16 protein-coding genes are annotated in these 20,347 nt (G+C 66.0%); 14 read left to right on the top strand and 2 right to left on the bottom strand.

From position 1 onward, the window contains the following. Positions 1-213: 213 nt before the first annotated feature. Positions 214-1,800 (top strand): ABC transporter substrate-binding protein, encoded by a 1,587-nt coding sequence (locus tag LNV28_RS06985; protein WP_263515775.1) that lies wholly within the window; start codon positions 214-216, stop codon positions 1,798-1,800. A 66-nt stretch (positions 1,801-1,866) separates the two neighbouring features. Here LNV28_RS06985 and LNV28_RS06980 read toward each other — a convergent pair whose 3' ends face one another. Further along, positions 1,867-2,625 (bottom strand): Lcl domain-containing protein, encoded by a 759-nt coding sequence (locus LNV28_RS06980; protein ID WP_263515776.1) that lies wholly within the window; start codon positions 2,623-2,625, stop codon positions 1,867-1,869. Positions 2,626-3,295: 670 nt separating this feature from the next. Between LNV28_RS06980 and LNV28_RS06975 the strand changes: the two genes are divergently transcribed. Next, entirely contained in the window at positions 3,296-5,563 is a 2,268-nt protein-coding gene (locus tag LNV28_RS06975) for a TonB-dependent receptor (protein WP_263515777.1), read from the top strand. 142 nt (positions 5,564-5,705) lie between these two features. Next, on the top strand, positions 5,706-7,244 hold the full coding sequence (locus tag LNV28_RS06970; RefSeq protein WP_411969913.1) for a sigma-54 interaction domain-containing protein: 1,539 nt from the start codon (positions 5,706-5,708) through the stop codon (positions 7,242-7,244). Positions 7,245-7,263: 19 nt separating this feature from the next. Here LNV28_RS06970 and LNV28_RS06965 read toward each other — a convergent pair whose 3' ends face one another. Next, positions 7,264-8,415, bottom strand: coding sequence for a serine hydrolase domain-containing protein (locus LNV28_RS06965; RefSeq protein WP_263515778.1), 1,152 nt, complete (start codon positions 8,413-8,415; stop codon positions 7,264-7,266). 458 nt (positions 8,416-8,873) lie between these two features. Here LNV28_RS06965 and LNV28_RS06960 point away from each other — a divergent pair, with 458 nt between their 5' ends. The 11 genes from LNV28_RS06960 (at position 8,874) to LNV28_RS06910 (ending at position 20,334) form a co-directional block, all read left to right on the top strand. Further along, the gene (locus LNV28_RS06960; protein ID WP_263517116.1) at positions 8,874-10,007 is read left to right on the top strand and encodes a substrate-binding domain-containing protein; all 1,134 of its coding nucleotides are present in this window, start codon (positions 8,874-8,876) and stop codon (positions 10,005-10,007) included. Positions 10,008-10,428: 421 nt separating this feature from the next. After that, the gene (locus tag LNV28_RS06955) at positions 10,429-11,202 is read left to right on the top strand and encodes an ABC transporter ATP-binding protein (RefSeq protein ID WP_263515779.1); all 774 of its coding nucleotides are present in this window, start codon (positions 10,429-10,431) and stop codon (positions 11,200-11,202) included. After that, a complete protein-coding gene (locus LNV28_RS06950) occupies positions 11,199-11,996 on the top strand; it encodes an ABC transporter ATP-binding protein (RefSeq protein ID WP_263515780.1) in 798 nt (265 codons plus the stop codon). Before LNV28_RS06955 ends, LNV28_RS06950 begins: the two co-directional genes overlap by 4 nt. 103 nt (positions 11,997-12,099) lie before the next feature. Continuing rightward, on the top strand, positions 12,100-13,062 hold the full coding sequence (locus LNV28_RS06945) for a branched-chain amino acid ABC transporter permease (protein WP_263517117.1): 963 nt from the start codon (positions 12,100-12,102) through the stop codon (positions 13,060-13,062). 20 nt (positions 13,063-13,082) lie between these two features. Then, the gene (locus LNV28_RS06940) at positions 13,083-14,207 is read left to right on the top strand and encodes a branched-chain amino acid ABC transporter permease (protein ID WP_263515781.1); all 1,125 of its coding nucleotides are present in this window, start codon (positions 13,083-13,085) and stop codon (positions 14,205-14,207) included. Further along, positions 14,204-15,055, top strand: coding sequence for an alpha/beta fold hydrolase (locus LNV28_RS06935; protein WP_263515782.1), 852 nt, complete (start codon positions 14,204-14,206; stop codon positions 15,053-15,055). The genes LNV28_RS06940 and LNV28_RS06935 overlap by 4 nt, the downstream gene beginning before the upstream one ends. Before the next feature lie 128 nt (positions 15,056-15,183). Further along, complete coding sequence (locus tag LNV28_RS06930; protein ID WP_102768900.1) at positions 15,184-15,954, top strand: ABC transporter ATP-binding protein; 771 nt, start codon at positions 15,184-15,186, stop codon at positions 15,952-15,954. 360 nt (positions 15,955-16,314) lie between these two features. Beyond that, the gene (locus tag LNV28_RS06925; protein ID WP_263515783.1) at positions 16,315-17,034 is read left to right on the top strand and encodes an ABC transporter ATP-binding protein; all 720 of its coding nucleotides are present in this window, start codon (positions 16,315-16,317) and stop codon (positions 17,032-17,034) included. A gap of 41 nt (positions 17,035-17,075) precedes the next feature. Continuing rightward, positions 17,076-18,284, top strand: coding sequence for an ABC transporter substrate-binding protein (locus LNV28_RS06920; RefSeq protein WP_263515784.1), 1,209 nt, complete (start codon positions 17,076-17,078; stop codon positions 18,282-18,284). Positions 18,285-18,451: 167 nt separating this feature from the next. Continuing rightward, positions 18,452-19,339: a branched-chain amino acid ABC transporter permease gene (locus tag LNV28_RS06915; RefSeq protein WP_263515785.1), complete on the top strand. Its 888-nt coding sequence runs from the start codon at positions 18,452-18,454 to the stop codon at positions 19,337-19,339. Beyond that, a complete protein-coding gene (locus tag LNV28_RS06910) occupies positions 19,336-20,334 on the top strand; it encodes a branched-chain amino acid ABC transporter permease (protein WP_263515786.1) in 999 nt (332 codons plus the stop codon). The genes LNV28_RS06915 and LNV28_RS06910 overlap by 4 nt, the downstream gene beginning before the upstream one ends. The last annotated feature ends 13 nt before the right edge of the window (positions 20,335-20,347 follow it).

Genomic DNA, 20,347 nt, shown 5'->3' with positions numbered 1-20,347 from the left:
CAAGGAACGAAGGCCTCGGGGTCTTGGATGGTAAAGCGCCTGATCGTCTGCTTGAGCTGGGCCACAAGAGCCCGGGACATTGCCGTGACCGAACGATGACCTGTCGATCTGGTGCCGTGCTCCTGCAACGCTGCATGCGGGCAAGCCACTAGCCCGCAGCGCGCGGCCCTCGTTAGCATCGTTTCCTTCCCAGGGACTCAGGAGCGACAGACGATGAACCGCCAAATTCTCAAGGCCAGCTTGCTCGCCGTGGCACTCGGCCTCTCGGCCGCTGCGATCCTGCCCGCCCAAGCCGCCGCCCTGCGCTGGGCCGCCCAGAACGACATCCTGACCCTGGATCCCCACTCACAGGACCACAACACCTCCAACACCATCGGCGCCCACATCTACGAGGGCCTGACCCGCCTGGACGCCAAGTACCAGGTCGAGCCGTCGCTGGCCACCAAATGGACCTATGTCTCGCCCACCCAGGTGCGCTTCGAGCTGCGCCAGGGCGTCAAGTTCCATGACGGCAGCGCCTTCACGGCCGACGACCTGCTGTTCAGCTTCGAGCGCATCCGCCAGCCCTTGGGCACCAAGCAGACCTACGTCTCGGGCATCAAGGAGATCAAGAAGATCAACAGCCACACCGTGGACCTGATCCTCGAAGCGCCCACGCCCATGCTGCTGACCAACCTCAGCAACTTCTCCATCATGAGCAAGGCCTGGGCGAGCAAGAACAAGGCCGAGAACATCTCCGACTACAAGTCCAAGGACGAGAACTTCGCCTCGCGCAATGCCATGGGCACCGGGCCCTACAAGCTGGTGGGCTGGCAGCCCGACCAGAAGGTCAGCATGGTGGCCAACAAGGACTGGTGGGACAGCAACAAGGGCAATGTGACCGAGCTGAGCTACCTGCCCATCAAATCGGCACCGACCCGCGTGGCAGCCCTGCTCTCCGGCGATGTGGACATCGTCACCGACCTGCCGCCGGCCGACTTTCTCAAGCTCAAGGAGGAAGGCAAGGTCAAGCTGATCGAAGGACCCGAGGTGCGGACCATCTTCTTCGTCATGGACCAGGGCAGCGACGAGCTGCGGGACTCCTCGGTCAAGGGCAAGAACCCCTTCAAGGACCGGCGCGTGCGCGAGGCGCTCAACCTGGCCCTGGACCGGGAAGCCATCAAGCGCAGCATCATGCGCGGCCTTTCGGTGCCCGCGGCCCTGATGATTCCGCCGGGCGTGAACGGCCACGACGCCGCGCTCGACGCGCCCCTCAAGCCCGATGTCGAGCGCGCCCGCAAGCTGCTGGCCGAGGCCGGCTATCCCCAGGGCTTCGAGGTGCCGCTGAACTGCCCGAACAACCGCTATGTCAACGACGAACAGATCTGCCAGGCGGCGGTGGCCATGTGGGCCAGGATCGGCGTCAAGGTGCGCCTGATCACCCTGCCCTTTGTCACCCACAGCCAGACCTTCCAGCGCTTCGAGTCGCCCTTCTTCATGCTGGGCTGGGGCATCTCCACCTACGACGCGCTCTACGGCATGCAGGCCTGGGGCCACACGCGCACCAGCGGCGCCGACGGCAACTTCAATTTCGGCAAGGTCAGCGATGCCAAGCTCGATGCCCTGATCCAGCAGATCAAGTTCGAGCCCGATGTGGCCAAGCGCAATGCCCAGATCCGCGCGGCCTTGCTGCGCCTGCGCGACGAGCACCTGTTCATTCCCCTGCACCACCAGGTGCGCCCCTGGGCCATGAAGCCTGGCGTCGAGACGCTGCACCGCTCGAACGATCAGTTTGAGGGGCGGTTCACGTCCATCAAGTAAACAGGGCCCGCGCGGGTCTGCGAGCGAGGCCAGGCCGGTGTCGGCCGGACCTGGCTGTGGCGATGATCAGCGCAACACCGACTTGCGCCGTACGGCGGCAGCCAAGGCCAGCAGTCCGCCGAACATCAGCAGCGCACTTGTCGGCTCAGGCACCGGCTGCGAAAGCACATCGCCGTCGCGCACGGCCAGGGCCGAGTACTGCTGGTCCTTGGTCTGGTAGTACTGATTGCCGTAATAGGCATAGAAGTACCAGGCCTGGTTCGGGCGGTTCGGCAGCTCGGTGCCAGACCAGAACACAAAGGTCGACAGGCCGGTGAAGGGGCCGAAGTCCTTCTGCTCCCAGCCAGGCTGGATGGTGCAAGCGTCATTGCCGGCCGGGGTCGGCGTGCAGTAGCCCTTGTTGCCCAGGGTCACATAGTAGAGATGGCCCATTTCTGAGGCCTTGCCCCAGCCTTGGCCGGTGGCCGCCACGCCGTAGTCGGAGCTGCCGTTGTTGCTGTTGCCATACTGGAAAGCAGTACCGTTGACCGGCGTGACCTTGGGCAAGCGCCAGTTGTTGAAACCGTAAAGCGATTGGGTGTTGAGCTGGGCGATCCAACTCTGGGCACCGTCCCAGCTGAGGCGTCCGTCGGCCTCAAAGCTGCGGACCGCTCCGAAGTCAGCCAGCCAGCTGATGTTCAGTTCGCTGTCGTAGTAAGCCTCGAAACCCGCTTTGGCTGGGTCGAGATCACGCCCTTGCAGGGCCGCTTGTGCGCTCGGCAGCGCGGCCAAGGCCATACCCATGCCCAGGCCGATGGCGGCCAGGAACTTCTTGTTGGTCTTCATCCCTCTTCAACTCCCTCTGCATGGCTCTAGCACCCCACTGTGCGAGCCCCTCATAGATCTGCACTCGCTTTCACAAAGTGCCCGGCGACAAGCTGGACATGATCGACGTCATGTCTTCTTGCTTGTTCTGCAGATTCAAGCGACCTGCTGCTGCTTTTTGTCTCGCGCGAAATTGTATGAGGCTCACTTGGTGCTTCAGGAGGAGCGCGAGCGCATGGCGCGCAACACTCCGTCCAAACATCATCCACCGCCTGTTTTTCAGACACTCCGGCACACAGAACTGCCTGAAACTCAGTCATCGGTGACACAACTCGCCGCCGTTTGCGCAAAATCTCCCGCCTTCCGCAGCGTTTGCGCCCCGGTTCGCCCCAAAACCATGCGCGCCGCGGCCCAGCCGGGAGGCGGAAGGGGCGGTGGCCTAGTGGTTTGCACCAGTCTGGGAGCCGTGCACGCTTCGTGGGCACAGCTATTGCAGAAGCAGGGGGTCGCTGCACCCGATTGGTCCTTGGGTTCCTGGATCGAGCCACCGTTCGATTCATTCGACGGCAAGGAGCAACAAGTACCAGGCGAGCCGAGCCAGCAAGAGCACGGCAGCCCCTTCTTACTTTTTTCAGCTGCAGCAGCCAGACCTAGATCAAAAGCAAGCAAGCCACCCCACGGAGACAAACCGATGCGCTTCACCACCACCACCACCGCCAAGACCACCCAGAGCTCATGCACCCGCAGCGTGCATGAGCAGCAAGCCCATGGCCAGATCCGCCTCTCGCCGCTGAGCCTGGCCATGGCCGCGCTGTTCGCCTTGCCGCTGAGCGCCCAGGCGCAGACCAGCGCGGACGCTGCGAAGGCAGACACAGCAGCAGCAACAGAAGCCAGCACCAACAAGCTCGAAGCCGTGAAGGTGACCGCCCGCCGCCGCGAGGAAACCCTGCGTGATGTGCCGGTGGCCGTGACCGCCCTCAGCGCCACGGCGCTGGAAACGCTCAATGTGAAGAACCTCGGCGACCTGCAAGGCCAGGTGCCCAACCTGACCGTGTATGCCGCGCGCGGCAGCAACTCGACCATCACCACCTTCATCCGCGGCGTCGGCCAGGCCGACCCGCTCTGGGGCGTAGACCCAGGCGTGGGCATCTACCTGGACGATGTCTATATGGCCCGGCCGCAGGGCGCGCTGCTGGAAGTGTTCGATGTCCAGCGCATCGAAGTGCTGCGCGGCCCGCAGGGCACGCTCTACGGCAAGAACACCATCGGCGGCGCCATCAAGTATGTGTCGCGCCCGCTGGGTACAGCGACCGAGGGTTCGCTGAGCTTCTCAACCGGCAACTACGGTCAGGCCAATTTCAAGGGTTCGGTCGGCGGCTCGGCGGCCGACGGCCAGATCCGCGCTCGCTTTGCCGTGGCCAACCTGAACCGCGAAGGCTATGGCAAGAACCTGACGGACGGCAGCGATGTCAGCAACCAGGACACCACGGCCGCCCGCGCCACCGTGGGCTACTACGCCAAGGACCTGCCGCTGACCGTGGTCTTCAGCGCCGACCGGGCGCTTGATGAGTCCGGCATGCGCGGCTTCAAACGCCTGAACGCCAACCCGCCGGTGGAGAGCAACTACGACATCGCCACCGGCATGGCCAACCAGAACAGCACCGACACGCGCGGCCACTCGCTGACGGCGACGCTGAACCTGTCCAACGAGTGGACGGCCAAGTTCGTCCACGCCAACCGCCGCGGCCTGACCAACACCGGCATCGATTTCGACGGCCTGCCCGCCAAGACCGCCGATGTGCTGGCCCGTTATGCCGACAAGCAGACCAGCAACGAGCTGCAGTTCAGCTACGACAGCGGCAGCGGCCACGCCGGCGTGCTGGGCCTGTACCAGTTCGACGGCGAAGCCGGCGGCACGGTGCTGAACAACTTCTTCAACCTGCTCTTCGGCAGCACCAATGGCACCGTCTACACCAAGGGCAAGGCGGCCTACGCCGACTGGAGCTGGCGCCTGAGCCCGGCTTTCAGCCTCAGCACCGGCCTGCGCTACACCAAGGAAAGCAAACGCGCGCGCGTGCTGAACCAAGGCTTCAAGGACGCCACCTTCAGCCAGGTGACCGCCGCCACGGCCGACTTCGACAAGACCCGCGAAGTCAGCAACACCGCGCCCAAGCTGTCCCTGGACTACAAGCTCAGCGGCACGACCAACCTCTACGCCAGTGCCTCGCGCGGCTTCAAATCGGGCGGCTACAACGTGCGCGCCCAAGCCACGGCCGTGCCGCGTTCGGCCGAGCCCTTCAACGACGAAACCCTGGACTCGCTGGAGCTGGGCGCCAAGACCGTGCTCGACGGCGGCCGCCTGGAGATCAACAGCGCCGTCTTCCACAACAAGTACAAGAACGTGCAGCTGTCCATCTTCACGTCCTACACCGCCGCCAATGGCGTGCCCAGCTTCTTCGGTGACTTCACCAACGCCGGCCAGGCCACGGTGCAGGGCGCGGAAGTGGAATTTGCCTGGCGCCCCGACTCGGCCTGGTCCATCAGCGGCAATGTGGCCTACGTGAACGCCAAGTACGACGAGTACATCGACCGCGGCGTCAACGTGGCCAAGGACAAGAAGTTCAGCAACACGCCCAAATTCCAGGGCGCGCTGAACATCGAGTACCGCACCGGCCTGGCCCTGGGCGGCGTGCTCAAGACCCGCCTGGGCCTGAACTACCGCACCAAGGTCTACCCGACCACCGACCTCAGCGAGGTGATCGCCCAGAACGCCTACGGCCTGGTCTCGGCCGGCATGATCTGGGAGAAAACCGAGCGCCTGAGCTTCTCCCTGCAAGGCAGCAATCTGGCCAACAAGGCCTACCGCACGGACGGCTACAACATCGCCTCGCTGGGCGTGCTGAGCGGCTTTTACGGCGCGCCGCGGACCATCACGGCGGGCGTCGGCTACAAGTTCTAAACACGCCAATGCGCCGCGGCCTCGAACAGGCCGCCGGCCGAGCGGGGGTGCCGGACAGGGCTGCTACATTGACGCAGCCCCGTCGATCGGGCCCTCGCTCTTTCCGTTTTTTTAACTCCTGCCTCACTGCCCTTTGCCCGCCGTGCCCGTCTCCAGCTCCCTGATCCCCGAACTGCCCGCCGATGCCGATGGCGTGCTGCGCATGGCTGCGCAGTCCTTGTTCGATGTGCTGGCCCAAGCCACCGAGGGCATGATGGTGGTGGACCGATCGCATCGCATCGTCTGGATCAGCGAGGGCTACAAGCGCTTTCTGCCGGCCCTGGGTTTTGGTGACGAGACGGAGTTCGTCGGCCGGTCGGTCGAGGAAGTGGTGCCCAACACCTTGATCCCGCAAGTGATCGCCTCGGGCAAGCCGATGCTGATCGACCTGCTGACCAACCGGGCCGGCACCTTTCTGGTGACCCGCCTGCCGCTGCGCAACGAGGCCGGCGAGGTGATCGGCGCGCTCGGACTGGTGCTGCTGGACCACCCCGAAACCACCATGCAGCCGCTGATCTCCAAGTTCGGCCGGCTGCAGCAGGAGCTGGACGACACCCGCCGCCAGCTGGCCGCCGAGCAGAGCAAGAACCGCCGTTCCAAGCACACCATCGCCAGTTTCATCGGCAGCAGCGCCCCCGCGCTGGAAGTCAAACGCCAGGCCCGCCGCGCCGCGCTGAGCAGCTCCACCGTGCTGCTGCTGGGCGAGACCGGCACCGGCAAGGAGTTGCTGGCCCATGCCATCCACGCCGCCTCGCGGCGCGCGCACAAGCCCCTTGTCAGCATCAATATCGCCGCCGTGCCCGACACCTTGCTGGAGGCCGAGTTCTTCGGCGTCGCCCCCGGCGCCTACACCGGCGCCGACCGCAAGGGCCGCGAAGGCAAGTTCAAGCTGGCCGACGGCGGCACGCTCTTCCTGGACGAAATCGGCGACATGCCGACCACGCTGCAAAGCAAGCTGCTGCGCGTGCTGCAGGAGCAGGAGGTGGAGCCGCTGGGCAGCAACACCGTGATCCCGGTCGATGTGCGCGTGATCGCCGCCACCAGCCGCGACCTCGGCGCCATGGTCGCGGCCGGCGAGTTCCGTGCCGACCTGTACTACCGCCTCAATGTGCTGCCCCTGCGCGTGCCGGCCTTGCGCGAGCGCCTGGACGACATCGAGGCCTTGGCCGAAGCCCTGCTGGAGGACATCGTGCGGCGCGCCGGCATGGCCTCGCGCAGCCTGGCGCCCGATGCGCTGGAGCTGCTGATGCAGCAGGACTGGCCCGGCAATATCCGCGAGCTGCGCAATGTCCTGGAACTGGCCTGCCTGATGGGCGATGAAATGCTGCTGCAGGCCGCTCAGCTGGCGCCCTATCTGAAGCCCGCCACAGGTGCCACAGGTGCCACAGGTACGTCGGGCCGCAACGTGACGCTCGCTGGCAGTGAACTGCGCCCGGCGCCGGCGCTGCCGGCCCCACCGGTCCAAGGCCCCGATGACGCCAGCCTGCTGCGCCCCCTGGCCGAGCAGATCGCCGAGCTGGAACGCAGCGCCCTGCGCGCCGCCTTGCGCGCCACCGGCGGCAACAAGTTCGCCGCGGCCAAGCTGCTGTGCATGTCGCGTGCCTCGCTCTACGACAAGCTGCCTCTGCTCACGCAGGAATGAGGAAGCAGGCGCGGCGGGTTCAACGGTAGCTGGGGTTCCAGGCCAGATCCTGCACCGCACGACTCAGCCCGGCGGGCTGGAAATCGCCCAGATTGCCCAGGGCCACGACGGCACGGCCTTGGCCAGGGAAGCGCTCGAAGCGCGCCGAAAATCCCTCGCTTTGGCCCTCGTGCCAGCAGTGCAGCGGGCCGCCTGGGCCGCGCTTGAAACTCCAGCCCAGGCCATAACTGTCGCCCGAGTCGGTGCGCACGCCCTGGGCCCAGAGCTTCTCGAACACGCGTCGATAGGGCTTGAACGGCCCCCAACCTTGCAGGGCGCGCTCCCACTGAATCATGTCCCGCAGGTTCATTTCAAAGCCGCCGCAGCCGGCCGCCATCCAGCTGCGAACGCCCGGCGGCTGCTGGGCGCCGATGTCGACGATCCCTCCGCCGGGCCCACGCTGATGCGGGGCCGCCATGTCGGCAAAGCCCGGAGCGGGCTGCATCAGGCGAGCGCTCTTCATGCCCAGGGGTTCGAACAGCTTCTGCGCCAGCACCTGCTCATAGGGCCGGCCAGCCAGCCGGCCGATGGCGCTGGCCAGAACGTTGTAGCCCACATTGCTGTACAGGAAACGTTGGCCGGGCGGGCTCAGCAAGGGCTGGCGCATGACGATGGGCAACCATTCGGCCTCACCGTAGTTGCGCGGAAACAGGGCCTGCACCTCGGGGTCGCCGAAGTCGACGTTCTTGGGCAGGCCCGAGCTGTGTTGCATCAGCTGGCGCAAGGTGATGGCCTGCCAGGCCAACGGCAGGCCGTCGAAGAGACCGGCCAGGCGCTGGTCCAGGCGCAGCTGCCCGTCTTCCACCATCAACTGCGCGGCGCAGCACAGCAAAGGCTTGGAAATGGAACAAATGGCAAAACGCATGTCTTCGGTGACCGGGCGCTGCTGTCCCACATCGGCCCAGCCCAGGCCGCGCGCGTAGATGGGCTCACCGTCCTGCAGCAGGGCCAGGGCCAGTCCGGGCATCTGCTGGTCGCGCAGCCATTGCCGGGCGTAGGCATCCACGCGGTCCAGGGCGGCGGCCGAGGGCGAGGTGCGGGCCAGCGCGGCGCCTGCGCGGCCGGCCAGGCCCAGGCCTCCGGCGGCCAGCACGGTCTGCAAGAGCTGGCGTCGTTGCGGTGAAGGGTTCATGGTGGGCTCCTCGTTCCCGGCTGCGCTCATCGGCACAGCCAAGCTGTGTCTGGAGAGCAGACAGCTCCATATGGCTGTTTGAAATTCATACACCCCTGTCCAGGCTTCAGCCAAGGTGACTGGACCCAGGCCCCGCTTCCGAGCCGGGCAAGACCTGACCCCTCAGCAGCCAAGCCGCGGGCCGGGCCATGGTAGGGCGCTCCAGCGAGGCCTATGGCGCCTCCTAGCTCGGGGTTTACGCCAGTTTGGGCGGTCTGCAGCAGGGGAGTGCCTGCCGCAGGCACGGGCCTTGCACCATGATGGACACCAAGCCCGGGCGCAGACCCAACAAGGCCGCACCACAACCGGAGACCTGATTCATCATGCCCCCCCTCCCTCAATTCCTCATCCCCCGCCGCGCGGCGAGCCTGGCCCTGATCGGCGCTTGCAGCTGGCTGGCCTTGGCCTTGGCAGCGCCCATGGCCGCCCAAGCTGCAGCGGGCGAAGTCCGCGTCGCCCTGATCTACAGCAAGACCGGCCCACTGGAGGCCTACGGCAAGCAGACCCAGACCGGCTTCATGATGGGCCTGGACTACGCCACCGGCGGCACCATGACGGTGGGCGGCAAGAAGATCGTGGTGATCGAGAAAGACGACCAGGGCAAGCCCGATGTGGGCAAGAACCTGCTGGCCACGGCCTATGGCGACGACAAGGCCGATCTGGCCGTAGGCCCCACTGCCTCGGGCGTGGCCCTGGCCATGCTGCCGGTGGCCGAGGAGTACAAAAAGATCTTGCTGGTCGAGCCGGCCGTGGCCGACTCCATCACCGGCGACAAGTGGAACAAATACATCTTCCGCACCGGCCGCAATTCCTCGCAAGACGCGATCTCCAATGCCGTGGCCCTGGACAAAGCCGGCGTCACGATTGCCACGCTGGCGCAGGACTACGCCTTCGGCCGCGACGGCGTGAAGGCCTTCCGTGATGCGATCAAGAAGGCCCGCATCGTCCACGAGGAATACCTGCCCACGACGACCACCGATTTCACCGCCGGCGCCCAGCGCCTGATCGACAAGCTCAAGAACGAGCCCGGCCGCAAAGTCGTCTTCATCCTCTGGGCTGGCGCGGGCAACCCCTTCAAGATCGCTGACCTGGACTTGAAGCGTTATGGCATCGAGATCGCCACCGGCGGCAACATCCTGCCGGCCATGACGGCCTACAAGCAGTTTCCCGGCATGGAGGGCGCTGCGTACTACTACTTCGGCATCCCCAAAAACCCGGTCAACGAGTGGCTGGTCGCCAACCACTACAAGCAGTTCAAGGCGCCGCCCGACTTCTTCACCGCCGGCGGCATGACGGCCGCCATCGCCGTGGTGGAGGCGCTCAAAAAGACCGGCGGTGACACCAGCACCAACAAGCTGATCAAGACCATGGAAGGCATGAGTTTTGAAACACCCAAAGGGAAGATGACGTTCAGACCCGAGGATCATCAGGCGATGCAGGCGATGTATCACTTCAAGATCAAGGTGGATCCGGCGTTTGCGTGGGGGGTCCCGGAACTCGTACGAGAGATCAAAGCCGAAGAGATGAATGTGCCGATTCGGAATCAGCGCTGAGTCGTAGAAGCCGTAGAAACCAGAGCGCCGGATGCTCGGCTACTGCGCGACTCCAGGCCGTCGTTGCGGGTCCCCCCGCGAATCCTCACGTAGCGCCGCTACGTTCCGGTTCTCGGGTCCTCCCGCGCCTAGTCCTGAAGCCGCTCGCTACGCCTCGGGCGCTGGCACAGGGGGCGAACCCGTGAAGCTCAAACGATGAAACACGGACGGGCCGAAAGCAACGATAGCGCCGACGTTCGGTACGCGCATCGCTAGCGCGCGAGGCGTAGCGAGCGGCCGTTGGGCTAGGCGCGGGGGGACCCACAGACCGGAGCGTAGCAGCGCTACGTGAGGATCTGTGGGAGGACCCGCAACGACGGCCTGGAGCCGCGCAGTAGCCGAGCATTCAGCGCTCTAACCTCAAAAAACGTGGAACGCACCCGTGCTTGAAACAAAGAACCTCTCCATCCACTTCGGCGGCCACAAAGCGGTTGACGGGGTGTCTTGCAAATTCCAACCGGGCACCCTCACCGCCATCGTCGGCCCCAACGGCGCCGGGAAGACCACTTATTTCAACTTGATCTCCGGCCAGCTGAAAGCCAGCAGCGGCAGCGTCTGGCTGGACGGCCTCGACCTGACCAACCTGCCCGCGCCGGCCCGCACCCGCCTGGGCCTGGGCCGGGCTTTTCAGCTGACCCAGCTGTTCCCGCATTTGAGCGTGCTCGAGAACGTGCGCCTGGCCGTGCAGGCACGGCGCGGCCTGGGCCTGCGCATGTTCTCGGTCTGGCTGCAGCACCAGGACCTGATCGACGAAGCCATGGCCATCGTCGAGCGCGTGCGGCTGCAAGCGCGCGCCCAGGCCACCGCCGCCAGCCTGCCGCATGGCGACCAGCGCAAGCTCGAAGTGGCCCTGCTGATCGCCCTGCAACCCAAGGTCTATATGTTTGACGAGCCGACCGCCGGCATGAGCGTGGACGAAGTGCCCGTGGTGCTGGACCTGATCCGCGAGCTGAACGCCCAGGGCCAGCACACCATCCTGCTGGTCGAGCACAAGATGGACGTGGTGCGCGAGCTGGCCGACCGCATCATCGTCTTGCACAACGGCCAGCTGGTGGCCGACGGCGAACCGGCCGCCGTGATCGCCTCGCCCGTGGTGCAGAACGCCTACCTCGGCGCGGCGCTGCCCGTGGCTGAGATGGAGGCTGCCGGCACATGAATGCAAACACGAGCAACCATAACGCACCATCGCTGCTGACCTTGCAGGGCGTTCACACCCACATCGGCGCGTATCACATCCTCCACGGCGTGGATCTGGAGGTGCCGGCCGGCCAGGTCACCATGCTGCTGGGCCGCAATGGCGCGGGCAAGAGCACCACCCTGCGCACCATCATGGGCTTGTGGCAAGCCAGCCAGGGCCGCATCGACTTCGACGGCCAGCGCATCAGCGCCAGCAGCCCGCGCGAGCCGGCGCAAACGCCCGAGATCGCCCAGCGCGGCATTGCCTATGTGCCCGAGAACATGGGCATCTTTGCCGACCTCAGCGTGGCCGAGAACCTGCTGCTGGCCGCGCGCGCCGCGCGCCGCCTGAGCGAGCTGGATGGGCAGCGCCTGGACTGGCTGTTCGGCCATTTCCCCGCGCTCAAGAAGTTCTGGCTCTACCCGGCCGGCAAGCTCAGCGGCGGGCAAAAGCAGATGCTGGCCATCGCCCGTGCTCTGATCGAGCCGCGCCGCCTGCTGCTGATCGACGAGCCCAGCAAGGGCCTGGCGCCCGCCATCATCCTGAACCTGATCGAGGCGCTGCGCGAGCTCAAGCGCGGCGGCGAGCAAGGTCAGGCCCCGACCACCGTGCTGCTGGTCGAGCAGAACTTCATGGTCGCCCGCGCCCTGGGCGACCGGGTCGCGGTGATGGACAACGGTCGCGTGGTCCACGCCGGCGCCATGCAGGCCTTGGCCGAGGACGAGACCCTGCAGCAGCGCCTGCTGGGCCTGAGCCTGGCGGCTCATCAGTAAAAGAAAAATGAGGACCGGCCGAATGAGCACACAAGCTGAGACCCTGAGCACCCTCCCTTCCGCGGCGGATGCCGCCGCGGCCATCCCCAAGGCCCGCTTCGACATGCGGCCGCTCTGGCTGCTGGCCGCCCTGCCCCTGCTGGCCCTGCCCCTGGTCGGCAGCGGCAGCACCTGGCTGACGCTGACCATCGCCGGCCTGGCCATGGGCCTGATCATCTTCATCATCGCCTCGGGCCTGACCCTGGTGTTCGGCCTGATGGATGTGCTGAACTTCGGCCACGGCGTCTTCATCGCCCTCGGGGCCTTCATGGCCACCACGGTGCTGGGCGCCATGAGCAGCTTCACCGAGACGCCTCACCTGGGCGCCAATCTCTTCGCCGTGGCCGTGGCCTGCAGCGCCGGCATGGCGGTGGCGGGCGCGGTGGGCCTGCTGTTCGAGCGCGTGCTGGTGCGGCCGGCCTACGGCCTGCACCTCAAGCAGATCCTCATCACCATGGGCGGCATGATCATCGGCGAGGAGCTGCTCAAGGTGGTCTGGGGCGCGCAGATGATTCCCCTGCCCTTGCCCGAGGGTTTGCGCGGCTCGCTGCTGCTGGGCGAGGCGGCGGTGGAGAAGTTCCGCATCGTCGCCGTGCTGACTGGCTTGGCCGTGCTGCTGGCCCTGCTCTGGCTGCTCAACCGCACCAAGCTGGGCCTCTTGATCCGCGCCGGCGTGCAGGACCGCGAGATGGTCGAGAGCCTGGGCTACCGCGTGCGTCGCCTCTTTGTCGCCGTCTTCGTCGGCGGCTCGGCCCTGGCCGGCCTGGGCGGCGTGATGTGGGGCCTGTACCAACAAGGCGTGACGCCGCAGATCGGCGCACAGGTCAATGTGCTGATCTTCATCGTCATCATCATCGGCGGCCTGGGCTCCACCGTGGGCTGCCTGGTCGGCGCCCTGCTGGTCGGCCTGCTGGCCAACTACACCGGTTTCCTCGCGCCCAAGCTGGCCCTGTTCTCCAACATCGGCCTGATGGTGGCGGTGTTGATGTGGCGGCCGCAAGGCCTGTACCCGCTGGGTCAGCGTTGAACAGCCAGGGACCTCAAGCCATGCATTCCTCCTTCTCCCTCAAGAACCTCCTGTCCCACGACCTGCCGCGCAGCCGCTGGCTGGCCCTGCTGCTGAGCCTGAGCGTGCTGGGCCTGGCCCTGCTGCCCTTCATCTTCCCCTCGACCAAGGCGCTCAATGTCGCGGCGAAAGTGCTGGTCTTCATCGTACTGGTGGCCAGCTACGACCTGCTGCTGGGCTACACCGGCATCGTCAGCTTTGCCCACACCATGTTCTTCGGCATCGGCGCCTACGGCATTGCCATCGCCAGCAGCCGCATGGGCGCGGGCTGGCCGGCGCTGGCCACGGGCTGGGCGGCCGGCCTGGCCTTGTCCCTGCTGCTGAGCCTGGTAATCGGGCTCTTCAGCCTGCGCGTGAAGGCGATCTTCTTCGCCATGATCACCCTGGCCGTGGCCTCGGCTTTTCTGACCCTGGCCTCGCAGCTCTCCGACTTCACCGGCGGCGAGGACGGCCTGAACTTCAAGCTGCCCGCCGCCCTGCAAGCTTCGACCGAGTACCTGGAAGAGCCGCTGCTGGGCGTGACGATCGACGGCCGCCTGCTCAGCTACTACTTGCTGTTCTTCGCCGTGCTGGGCCTTGTGCTGCTGCTGCTGCGCATCGTCAACTCGCCATTTGGCCGCGTGCTGCAAGCCATCCGCGAGAACGAGTTCCGGGCCGAGGCCATCGGCTACCGCACCGTCGTCTACCGCACCTTGTCGAATGTGCTGGCCGCCCTGTTCGCCAGCAGCGCCGGCGCCTTGCTCGCCATCTGGCTGCGCTACGCCGGGCCGGACACGGCCATGTCCTTCGAGATCATGCTGGACATCCTGCTCATCGTCGTCATCGGCGGCATGGGCACCATCTACGGCGCGGTGCTGGGCAGCCTGGTGTTCGTGCTGGCGCAGAACTATCTGCAAGACCTGCTGCGCCTGGGCGAAGGCGCGCTGCAGGGCGTGCCCCTGCTCTCGCAGCTGGTGTCGCCGGACCGCTGGCTGCTCTGGCTGGGCATTCTTTTCGTGCTGGCCGTGTACCACTTCCCCAGCGGCATCGTCGGGCGCCTGCGCCTTGCGGCGGCACTGCGGGCTCACAAGCAGACAGCCACATCGGCGGAGGTGTCCTCATCATGAACCCCAGCTCCCACTACCTGCGCTGCGAAGGCCGCGAGCTGCACTACACCGAATGGGGCAGCGAGCACCGCGAATGCGTGATCGCCTGGCACGGCCTGGCCCGCACCGGCCGCGACATGGACGAGCTGGCCCGCCACCTGTCCACGCATTACCGCGTCATTTGCCCGGACACCCTGGGCCGCGGCCTCTCCGAGTGGAGCCCGGCGCCGGCCACCGAGTACTGCCTGGCTTTCTATGTGCAACAGGCCACGGCCCTGGTGGACCAGCTGGGCCTGAAGGAATTCCACTGGGTTGGCACCTCCATGGGCGGCGCCATCGGCACGCTGGCGGCGGCCACCCGTCTGCGCGGCCGCATCCGCCGCCTGGTTCTCAATGACAACGGCCCGCAGCTGGCCGAGGAAGCGCTGCAGCGCATCCGCAGCTATGCCGGCCAGCCGGCGGCCTTTGCCACCGTCAGCGAGTTGGAGCAGTACTTCCGCAGCGTCTACAAGCCCTATGGCTGGCTCAGCGACGCGCAGTGGCGGCAGCTGACCGAGACCTCGGTGCGCCGCCTGCCCGACGGCCGGGTCACCCCGCACTACGACCCGGCCATGGCCCTGCAGTTCACCCACCACCCGGATGACTACCTGCTCTGGGACGCCTGGGACAGCCTGGCCCTGCCGGTTCTGTGCCTGCGCGGCGAGCATTCCGACCTGCTGCTGGAAAGCACGGTGCAGGCCATGCGTGAGCGCGGCCCGGCCGCGGCCGTGGTCACCATCCCCGGCTGCGGCCATGCGCCGGCCCTCAATGTGCCGGAGCAGCTGGACCTGGTGGAGCGCTTTCTGCGCGCCGACGGGATACAGGCATGAACGACTCAAGACGGTCGAACACGCGGGTATCTACGCAGCAGAGCAGCACCGGCCAACGCACCAGCGGACATGCGCTGCTGCTACGCTCGAATCGACCCCACCCTGAATGAACCGGCGAACGTCTGACGATGAGCGAACTGATTCTTGAAACGCGAGGTCTGGGCAAGGACTTCAAGGGCTTCACCGCCGTGGACGGGGTGAATCTGCAAGTCGCGCGCGGCGCCATCCATGCCTTGATCGGCCCCAACGGGGCGGGCAAGACCACCTGCTTCAATCTGCTGACCAAGTTCCTGGAACCGACGCGCGGCCAGATCCTGTTCAACGGGGTGGACATCACCGGCGAGCGCCCGGCCGAAATCGCGCGGCGCGGCGTGATCCGCAGCTTCCAGATCTCGGCGGTGTTTCCGCACCTGACGGTGCTGGAGAACGTGCGCATCGGCCTGCAGCGTTTCACCGGCACCAGCTTCCATTTCTGGAAGGGCCTGACCGGCCTGAAGCAGCTGGACGCGCGCGTGCTCGCCCTGCTGGAGCTGGTGGACCTGCGCGAGATGGCCAGCCTCAAGGCCGGCGACCTGCCCTACGGCCGCAAGCGCGCGCTCGAGATCGCCACCACCATGGCCATGGAGCCGGCGCTGATGCTGCTGGACGAACCGACCCAGGGCATGGGCCACGAGGATGTGGACCGTGTCACCGCCCTGATCAAACGCGTGGCCGAGGGCCGTACTGTTTTGATGGTTGAACACAATATGAAGGTCGTCAGCACCATTGCCGACCGCATCACCGTGCTGGCGCGCGGCTCGGTGCTGGCCGAGGGCGACTATGCCGAAGTCTCGCGCCACCCCGCCGTGCTGGAGGCGTATATGGGCACCGAGGCGACCGAGTTGCAGGGGGCGCATTGAGATGTCTTCACCTTATTACCCTCAAAAGACGGGATCCAAAGTACGGACGCAGAGCCAACAGCCGAGGGACGCAGAGCGCGCAGAGAACACTGCTACAGCCTTGGCTCTCTCGGCGTTCTCTGCGTCTCTTAGCGGCCTCTGCGGATCTGTATCTTCGCTGGCGCCTAGCGCAGACCGACGCCTTGGACGCGCTGAAACGCGAGCGCCGAGTTCGCAGCGTCTTCCGGAGAGCGTCGAGATGAACTGCCTCCGCGAGCTCTGCGCTTTCCCTCTGCGGGCTCTGCGTCCATTCTCGCTTTCAGGATCTCCCGGCCCGTTTCACGGGCCCAGGACAGCCACAGCTCAAACAGGAGTGGCGGCATGAGCACGATCGAGTCTGCCCTGGAGATCCGCGACCTTCACGCCTGGTATGGCGAGAGCCACATCCTGCATGGCATCAATCTATCCGTGCAGCGGGGTCAGGTCTTGACCCTGCTGGGCCGCAACGGCGCCGGCCGCACCACCACCTTGCGCGCCATCATGGGCCTGACCGGGCGGCGCCAGGGTTCGATCCGCGTGCACGGCGAGGAAACCATCGCCCTGCCCACCCACCGCATCGCCCACCTGGGCCTGGGCTACTGCCCGGAGGAGCGCGGCATCTTTGCCTCGCTGACGACCGAAGAGAACCTGCGCCTGCCGCCGCGACTCAGCGGTGGCCGGGCGACGCCCATGACCGAGGCGCAGATCTACGAGATGTTCCCCAATCTGGCCGAGCGCCGGAACAGCCCCGGCACCCGGCTCTCGGGTGGCGAGCAGCAGATGCTGGCCGTGGCCCGCATCCTGCGCACCGGCGCCGACATCCTGCTGCTGGACGAGATCTCCGAAGGCCTGGCCCCGGTGATCGTGCAGGCCCTGGCGCGCATGATCACCACGCTCAAGGCCCAGGGCTTCACCATCGTCATGGTGGAGCAGAACTTCCGCTTTGCCGCGCCGCTGGCCGACCACTTCATCGTCGTCGAGCATGGCGAGGTGGTGGCGTCTTTCCCCGCTTCCGAGCTGGCCGCGCAGCAGGCCAAGCTGGACGAATTGTTGAGTGTGTGAGCTTTTGATCGATTGATCGATTCCAACGAAGGAGACCGTCCATGAACACCATCCGCATCAAGCATCTCGCCCTGGCCAGCCTGCTGGCCTGCACCGGCGCCGCCCAGGCCCAGATCTCCGGCGATGTGATCAAGATCGGCATCATCACCGACATGTCCAGCGTCTACGCCGACATCGACGGCGCCGGTGGCGTCGAAGCGATCAAGATGGCCGTGGCCGATATGAAGGGCATGGTCGCAGGCAAGAAGATCGAGGTGATCTTTGCCGACCACCAGAACAAGGCCGATGTGGCCGCCAGCAAGGCGCGCGAGTGGATCGACACCCAAGGCCTGGACCTCCTGATCGGCGGCACCAACTCGGGCGCCAGCCTGGCCATGGCCAAGATCGCGGCCGAGAAGAAAAAGCCCTTCATCGTCATCGGCGCCGGCTCCGCCCGCCTGACCAATGAGGACTGCTCGCCCTACACCATCCACTACGCCTACGACACCGTGGCCCTGGCCAACGGCACCGGCGCGGCCGTGACCAAGGGCGGCGGCAAGAGCTGGTACTTCCTGACCGCCGACTATGCCTTCGGCGCCTCGCTGCAGGCCGACACGGCCGCCGTGGTGGCCAAGAGCGGCGGCAAGGTGGTGGGCAGCGTCAAGCACCCGCTCAATGCCAGCGATTTCTCCTCCTTCCTGCTGCAAGCCCAGGGCTCGGGCGCACAGATCCTGGGCCTGGCCAATGCCGGCGGCGACACCATCAATGCCGTCAAGGCCGCCAATGAGTTCGGCGTCACCAAGACCATGAAGCTGGCCGGTCTGCTGATGTTCATCAACGACATCCACTCGCTGGGCCTGAAGACCACCGAAGGCATGTACCTGACCGACAGCTGGTACTGGAACCAGACGCCCGAGGCCCGCGCCTGGAGCCGCCGCTTCTTCGAGAAGATGAAGCGCATGCCCTCCTCGCTGCAGGCGGCCGACTACTCCGCCGCCTGGAACTACCTCAAGGCCGTGGAAGCCACCAAGACCGACGATGCCGACAAGGTGATCGCGCAGATGAAGGCCACGCCCATCAACGACTTCTTCTCCAAGGGCCAGATCCGCAAGGAAGACGGCCGCTTCGTCCACGACATGTTCCTGCTGCAGGTCAAGTCGCAGAAGGACTCCGTGGAACCCTGGGATTACTTCAAGGTCGTGACCCGCATCCCCGGTGAAGAAGCCTTCACCAAGCTGGTGGATTCCAAGTGCCCCGCAGTGAAGAAGTAGAGCGGTCCTGAGCGCACCGAAACAGAACGCAGAGCGCTCAGAGTGACGCCGAGGGCGCCGAGGCAGCGCTCGTTCCTGCCTCAACGCTCTTTGCGAGCTCTGCGTTCCTTTGCGGCCTCTGCGTCCTGAACCCTCCAGCCCCACAGCGCCACATCACCTGACCGACCATGACTGACCTACTCGGCATTCCCCTGCCTGCACTCTTGGGCCAGCTGCTGCTGGGCCTGGTGAACGGCTCGTTCTACGCGATGCTGTCCCTGGGCCTGGCCGTGATCTTCGGCATGCTCAACATCATCAACTTCGCCCACGGCGCGCTCTACATGATGGGCGCCTTCCTGGCCTGGATGGGGCTGGAGTACCTGGGCCTCAACTACTGGGTGATGCTGCTGCTGGCACCGCTGCTCGTCGGCGTGCTGGGCATCTTGATCGAGCGCCTGCTGCTGCAGTGGCTGTACAAGCTCGACCACATCTACGGTCTGCTGCTGACCTTCGGCATCACCCTGGTGATGGAGGGCATCTTCCGCAGCTTTTACGGCGTCTCGGGCCAGCAGTACGCGGTGCCCGAGGCCTTGCAGGGCGCCACCAATCTGGGCTTCATGGTGCTGCCCAATTACCGTGCCTGGGTGGTGGTGGCTTCCATCACCGTCTGCCTGGCGGTCTGGGCCCTGATCGAGAAAACCAGCCTGGGCGCCACCCTGCGCGCCGGCACCGAGAACCCCAAGCTGGTGCAGGCCTTTGGCATCAATGTGCCGCGCATGATCACCCTGACCTACGCCGGCGGCGTGGCCCTGGCCGCCTTTGCCGGCGTGCTGGCCGCGCCCATCCTGCAGGTGACGGCGCTGATGGGCAGCAACCTCATCATCGTGGTCTTCGCGGTGGTCGTGATCGGCGGCATGGGCTCCATCCTCGGCTCCATCCTGACCGGTCTGGGCCTGGGCCTGGTCGAGGGCCTGACCAAGGTCTTCTACCCTGAGGCGTCCAGCACGGTCGTGTTCGTCGTCATGGCCCTGGTCCTGCTGGTCCGCCCCGCCGGTCTCTTCGGAAAAGAAAAATGAGCGCCACCCAGAACCGCAACCCCCTGCTCGGCTACGGCCTGCTGTTCGGCGCCATCGCCCTCCTGCCGGCCCTGGGCGTCTACCCCATCTTCGTGATGAAGGTGCTGTGCTTCGCCCTGTTCGCCTGCGCTTTCAATCTGCTGGTGGGCTTCACCGGCCTGCTGAGCTTTGGCCATGCGGCGTTTCTCGGCACGGCCGCTTACGGCGCCGGCCATGCACTCAAGGTCTGGGGTCTGCCCACGCCGCTGGGCTTGATGTTCGGCATGCTGGCAGCTGGCGGCGTGGGCCTGATCTTCGGCCTGCTGGCGATCCGTCGCACCGGCATCTACTTCTCAATGATCACCCTGGCCCTGAGCCAGATGCTGTTCTTCGTCTTCCTGCAAGCGCCCTTCACCGGCGGCGAGGACGGCCTGCAGTCGGTGCCGCGCGGGCATTTCCTCGGCCTCGATCTGGCGAATGACCTGACGCTGTATTACGTGGTGCTGGGCCTCTTCATCGCCGGTTTCTGGCTGATCTACCGCACGGTGCACTCGCCCTTCGGCCAGGTGCTGACCTCGATCCGCGAGAACGAGCCGCGCGCGATTTCGCTGGGCTACGACGTCGACCGCTTCAAGCTGCTGGCCTTTGTGCTCTCGGCCATGCTGGCCGGCCTGGCCGGCGCCACAAAGACCCTGGTGCTGGGCTTCGCCACGCTGACCGACGCGGTCTGGACCACCTCGGGCCTGGTCATCCTGATGACCCTGGTCGGCGGCATGGGCACCCTGGTCGGGCCCATGCTGGGCGCGCTCATCATCATCGCGCTGGAGAACAAGATCGGCGATCTGGGCAAGGCCCTGGCCGATGTCTCGGGCATCGCCTGGTTCAACGGCCTGGGTGAATCGGTCAGCCTGGTGACGGGCCTGATCTTCATCGTCTGCGTGCTGGCCTTCCGCCGCGGCCTGGTCGGCGAGGTCCTGGCCTGGTGGGAGCGGAGGCAGGCGCCGGCCCGAGGCTGAGACAAGCCGCGCC

This window comes from Paucibacter sp. DJ2R-2, from assembly GCF_025717675.1.
Taxonomy (GTDB): Bacteria; Pseudomonadota; Gammaproteobacteria; order Burkholderiales; family Burkholderiaceae_C; genus Paucibacter_A.
The sequence above is the reverse complement of the archived record's forward strand: the minus strand, read 5'-3'. Positions and strand labels throughout refer to the sequence as shown.

Excerpts from the sequence above, each read along its gene's own strand:
- LNV28_RS06985 (WP_263515775.1), top strand. The coding sequence starts at position 214 with ATGAACCGCCAAATTCTCAAGGCCAGCTTGCTCGCCGTGGCACTCGGC.
- LNV28_RS06980 (WP_263515776.1), bottom strand. The coding sequence starts at position 2,625 with ATGAAGACCAACAAGAAGTTCCTGGCCGCCATCGGCCTGGGCATGGGT.
- LNV28_RS06975 (WP_263515777.1), top strand. The coding sequence starts at position 3,296 with ATGCGCTTCACCACCACCACCACCGCCAAGACCACCCAGAGCTCATGC.
- LNV28_RS06965 (WP_263515778.1), bottom strand. The coding sequence starts at position 8,415 with ATGAACCCTTCACCGCAACGACGCCAGCTCTTGCAGACCGTGCTGGCC.
- LNV28_RS06960 (WP_263517116.1), top strand. The coding sequence starts at position 8,874 with ATGGCCGCCCAAGCTGCAGCGGGCGAAGTCCGCGTCGCCCTGATCTAC.
- LNV28_RS06950 (WP_263515780.1), top strand. The coding sequence starts at position 11,199 with ATGAATGCAAACACGAGCAACCATAACGCACCATCGCTGCTGACCTTG.
- LNV28_RS06945 (WP_263517117.1), top strand. The coding sequence starts at position 12,100 with ATGCGGCCGCTCTGGCTGCTGGCCGCCCTGCCCCTGCTGGCCCTGCCC.
- LNV28_RS06940 (WP_263515781.1), top strand. The coding sequence starts at position 13,083 with ATGCATTCCTCCTTCTCCCTCAAGAACCTCCTGTCCCACGACCTGCCG.
- LNV28_RS06935 (WP_263515782.1), top strand. The coding sequence starts at position 14,204 with ATGAACCCCAGCTCCCACTACCTGCGCTGCGAAGGCCGCGAGCTGCAC.
- LNV28_RS06930 (WP_102768900.1), top strand. The coding sequence starts at position 15,184 with ATGAGCGAACTGATTCTTGAAACGCGAGGTCTGGGCAAGGACTTCAAG.
- LNV28_RS06925 (WP_263515783.1), top strand. The coding sequence starts at position 16,315 with ATGAGCACGATCGAGTCTGCCCTGGAGATCCGCGACCTTCACGCCTGG.
- LNV28_RS06920 (WP_263515784.1), top strand. The coding sequence starts at position 17,076 with ATGAACACCATCCGCATCAAGCATCTCGCCCTGGCCAGCCTGCTGGCC.
- LNV28_RS06915 (WP_263515785.1), top strand. The coding sequence starts at position 18,452 with ATGACTGACCTACTCGGCATTCCCCTGCCTGCACTCTTGGGCCAGCTG.
- LNV28_RS06910 (WP_263515786.1), top strand. The coding sequence starts at position 19,336 with ATGAGCGCCACCCAGAACCGCAACCCCCTGCTCGGCTACGGCCTGCTG.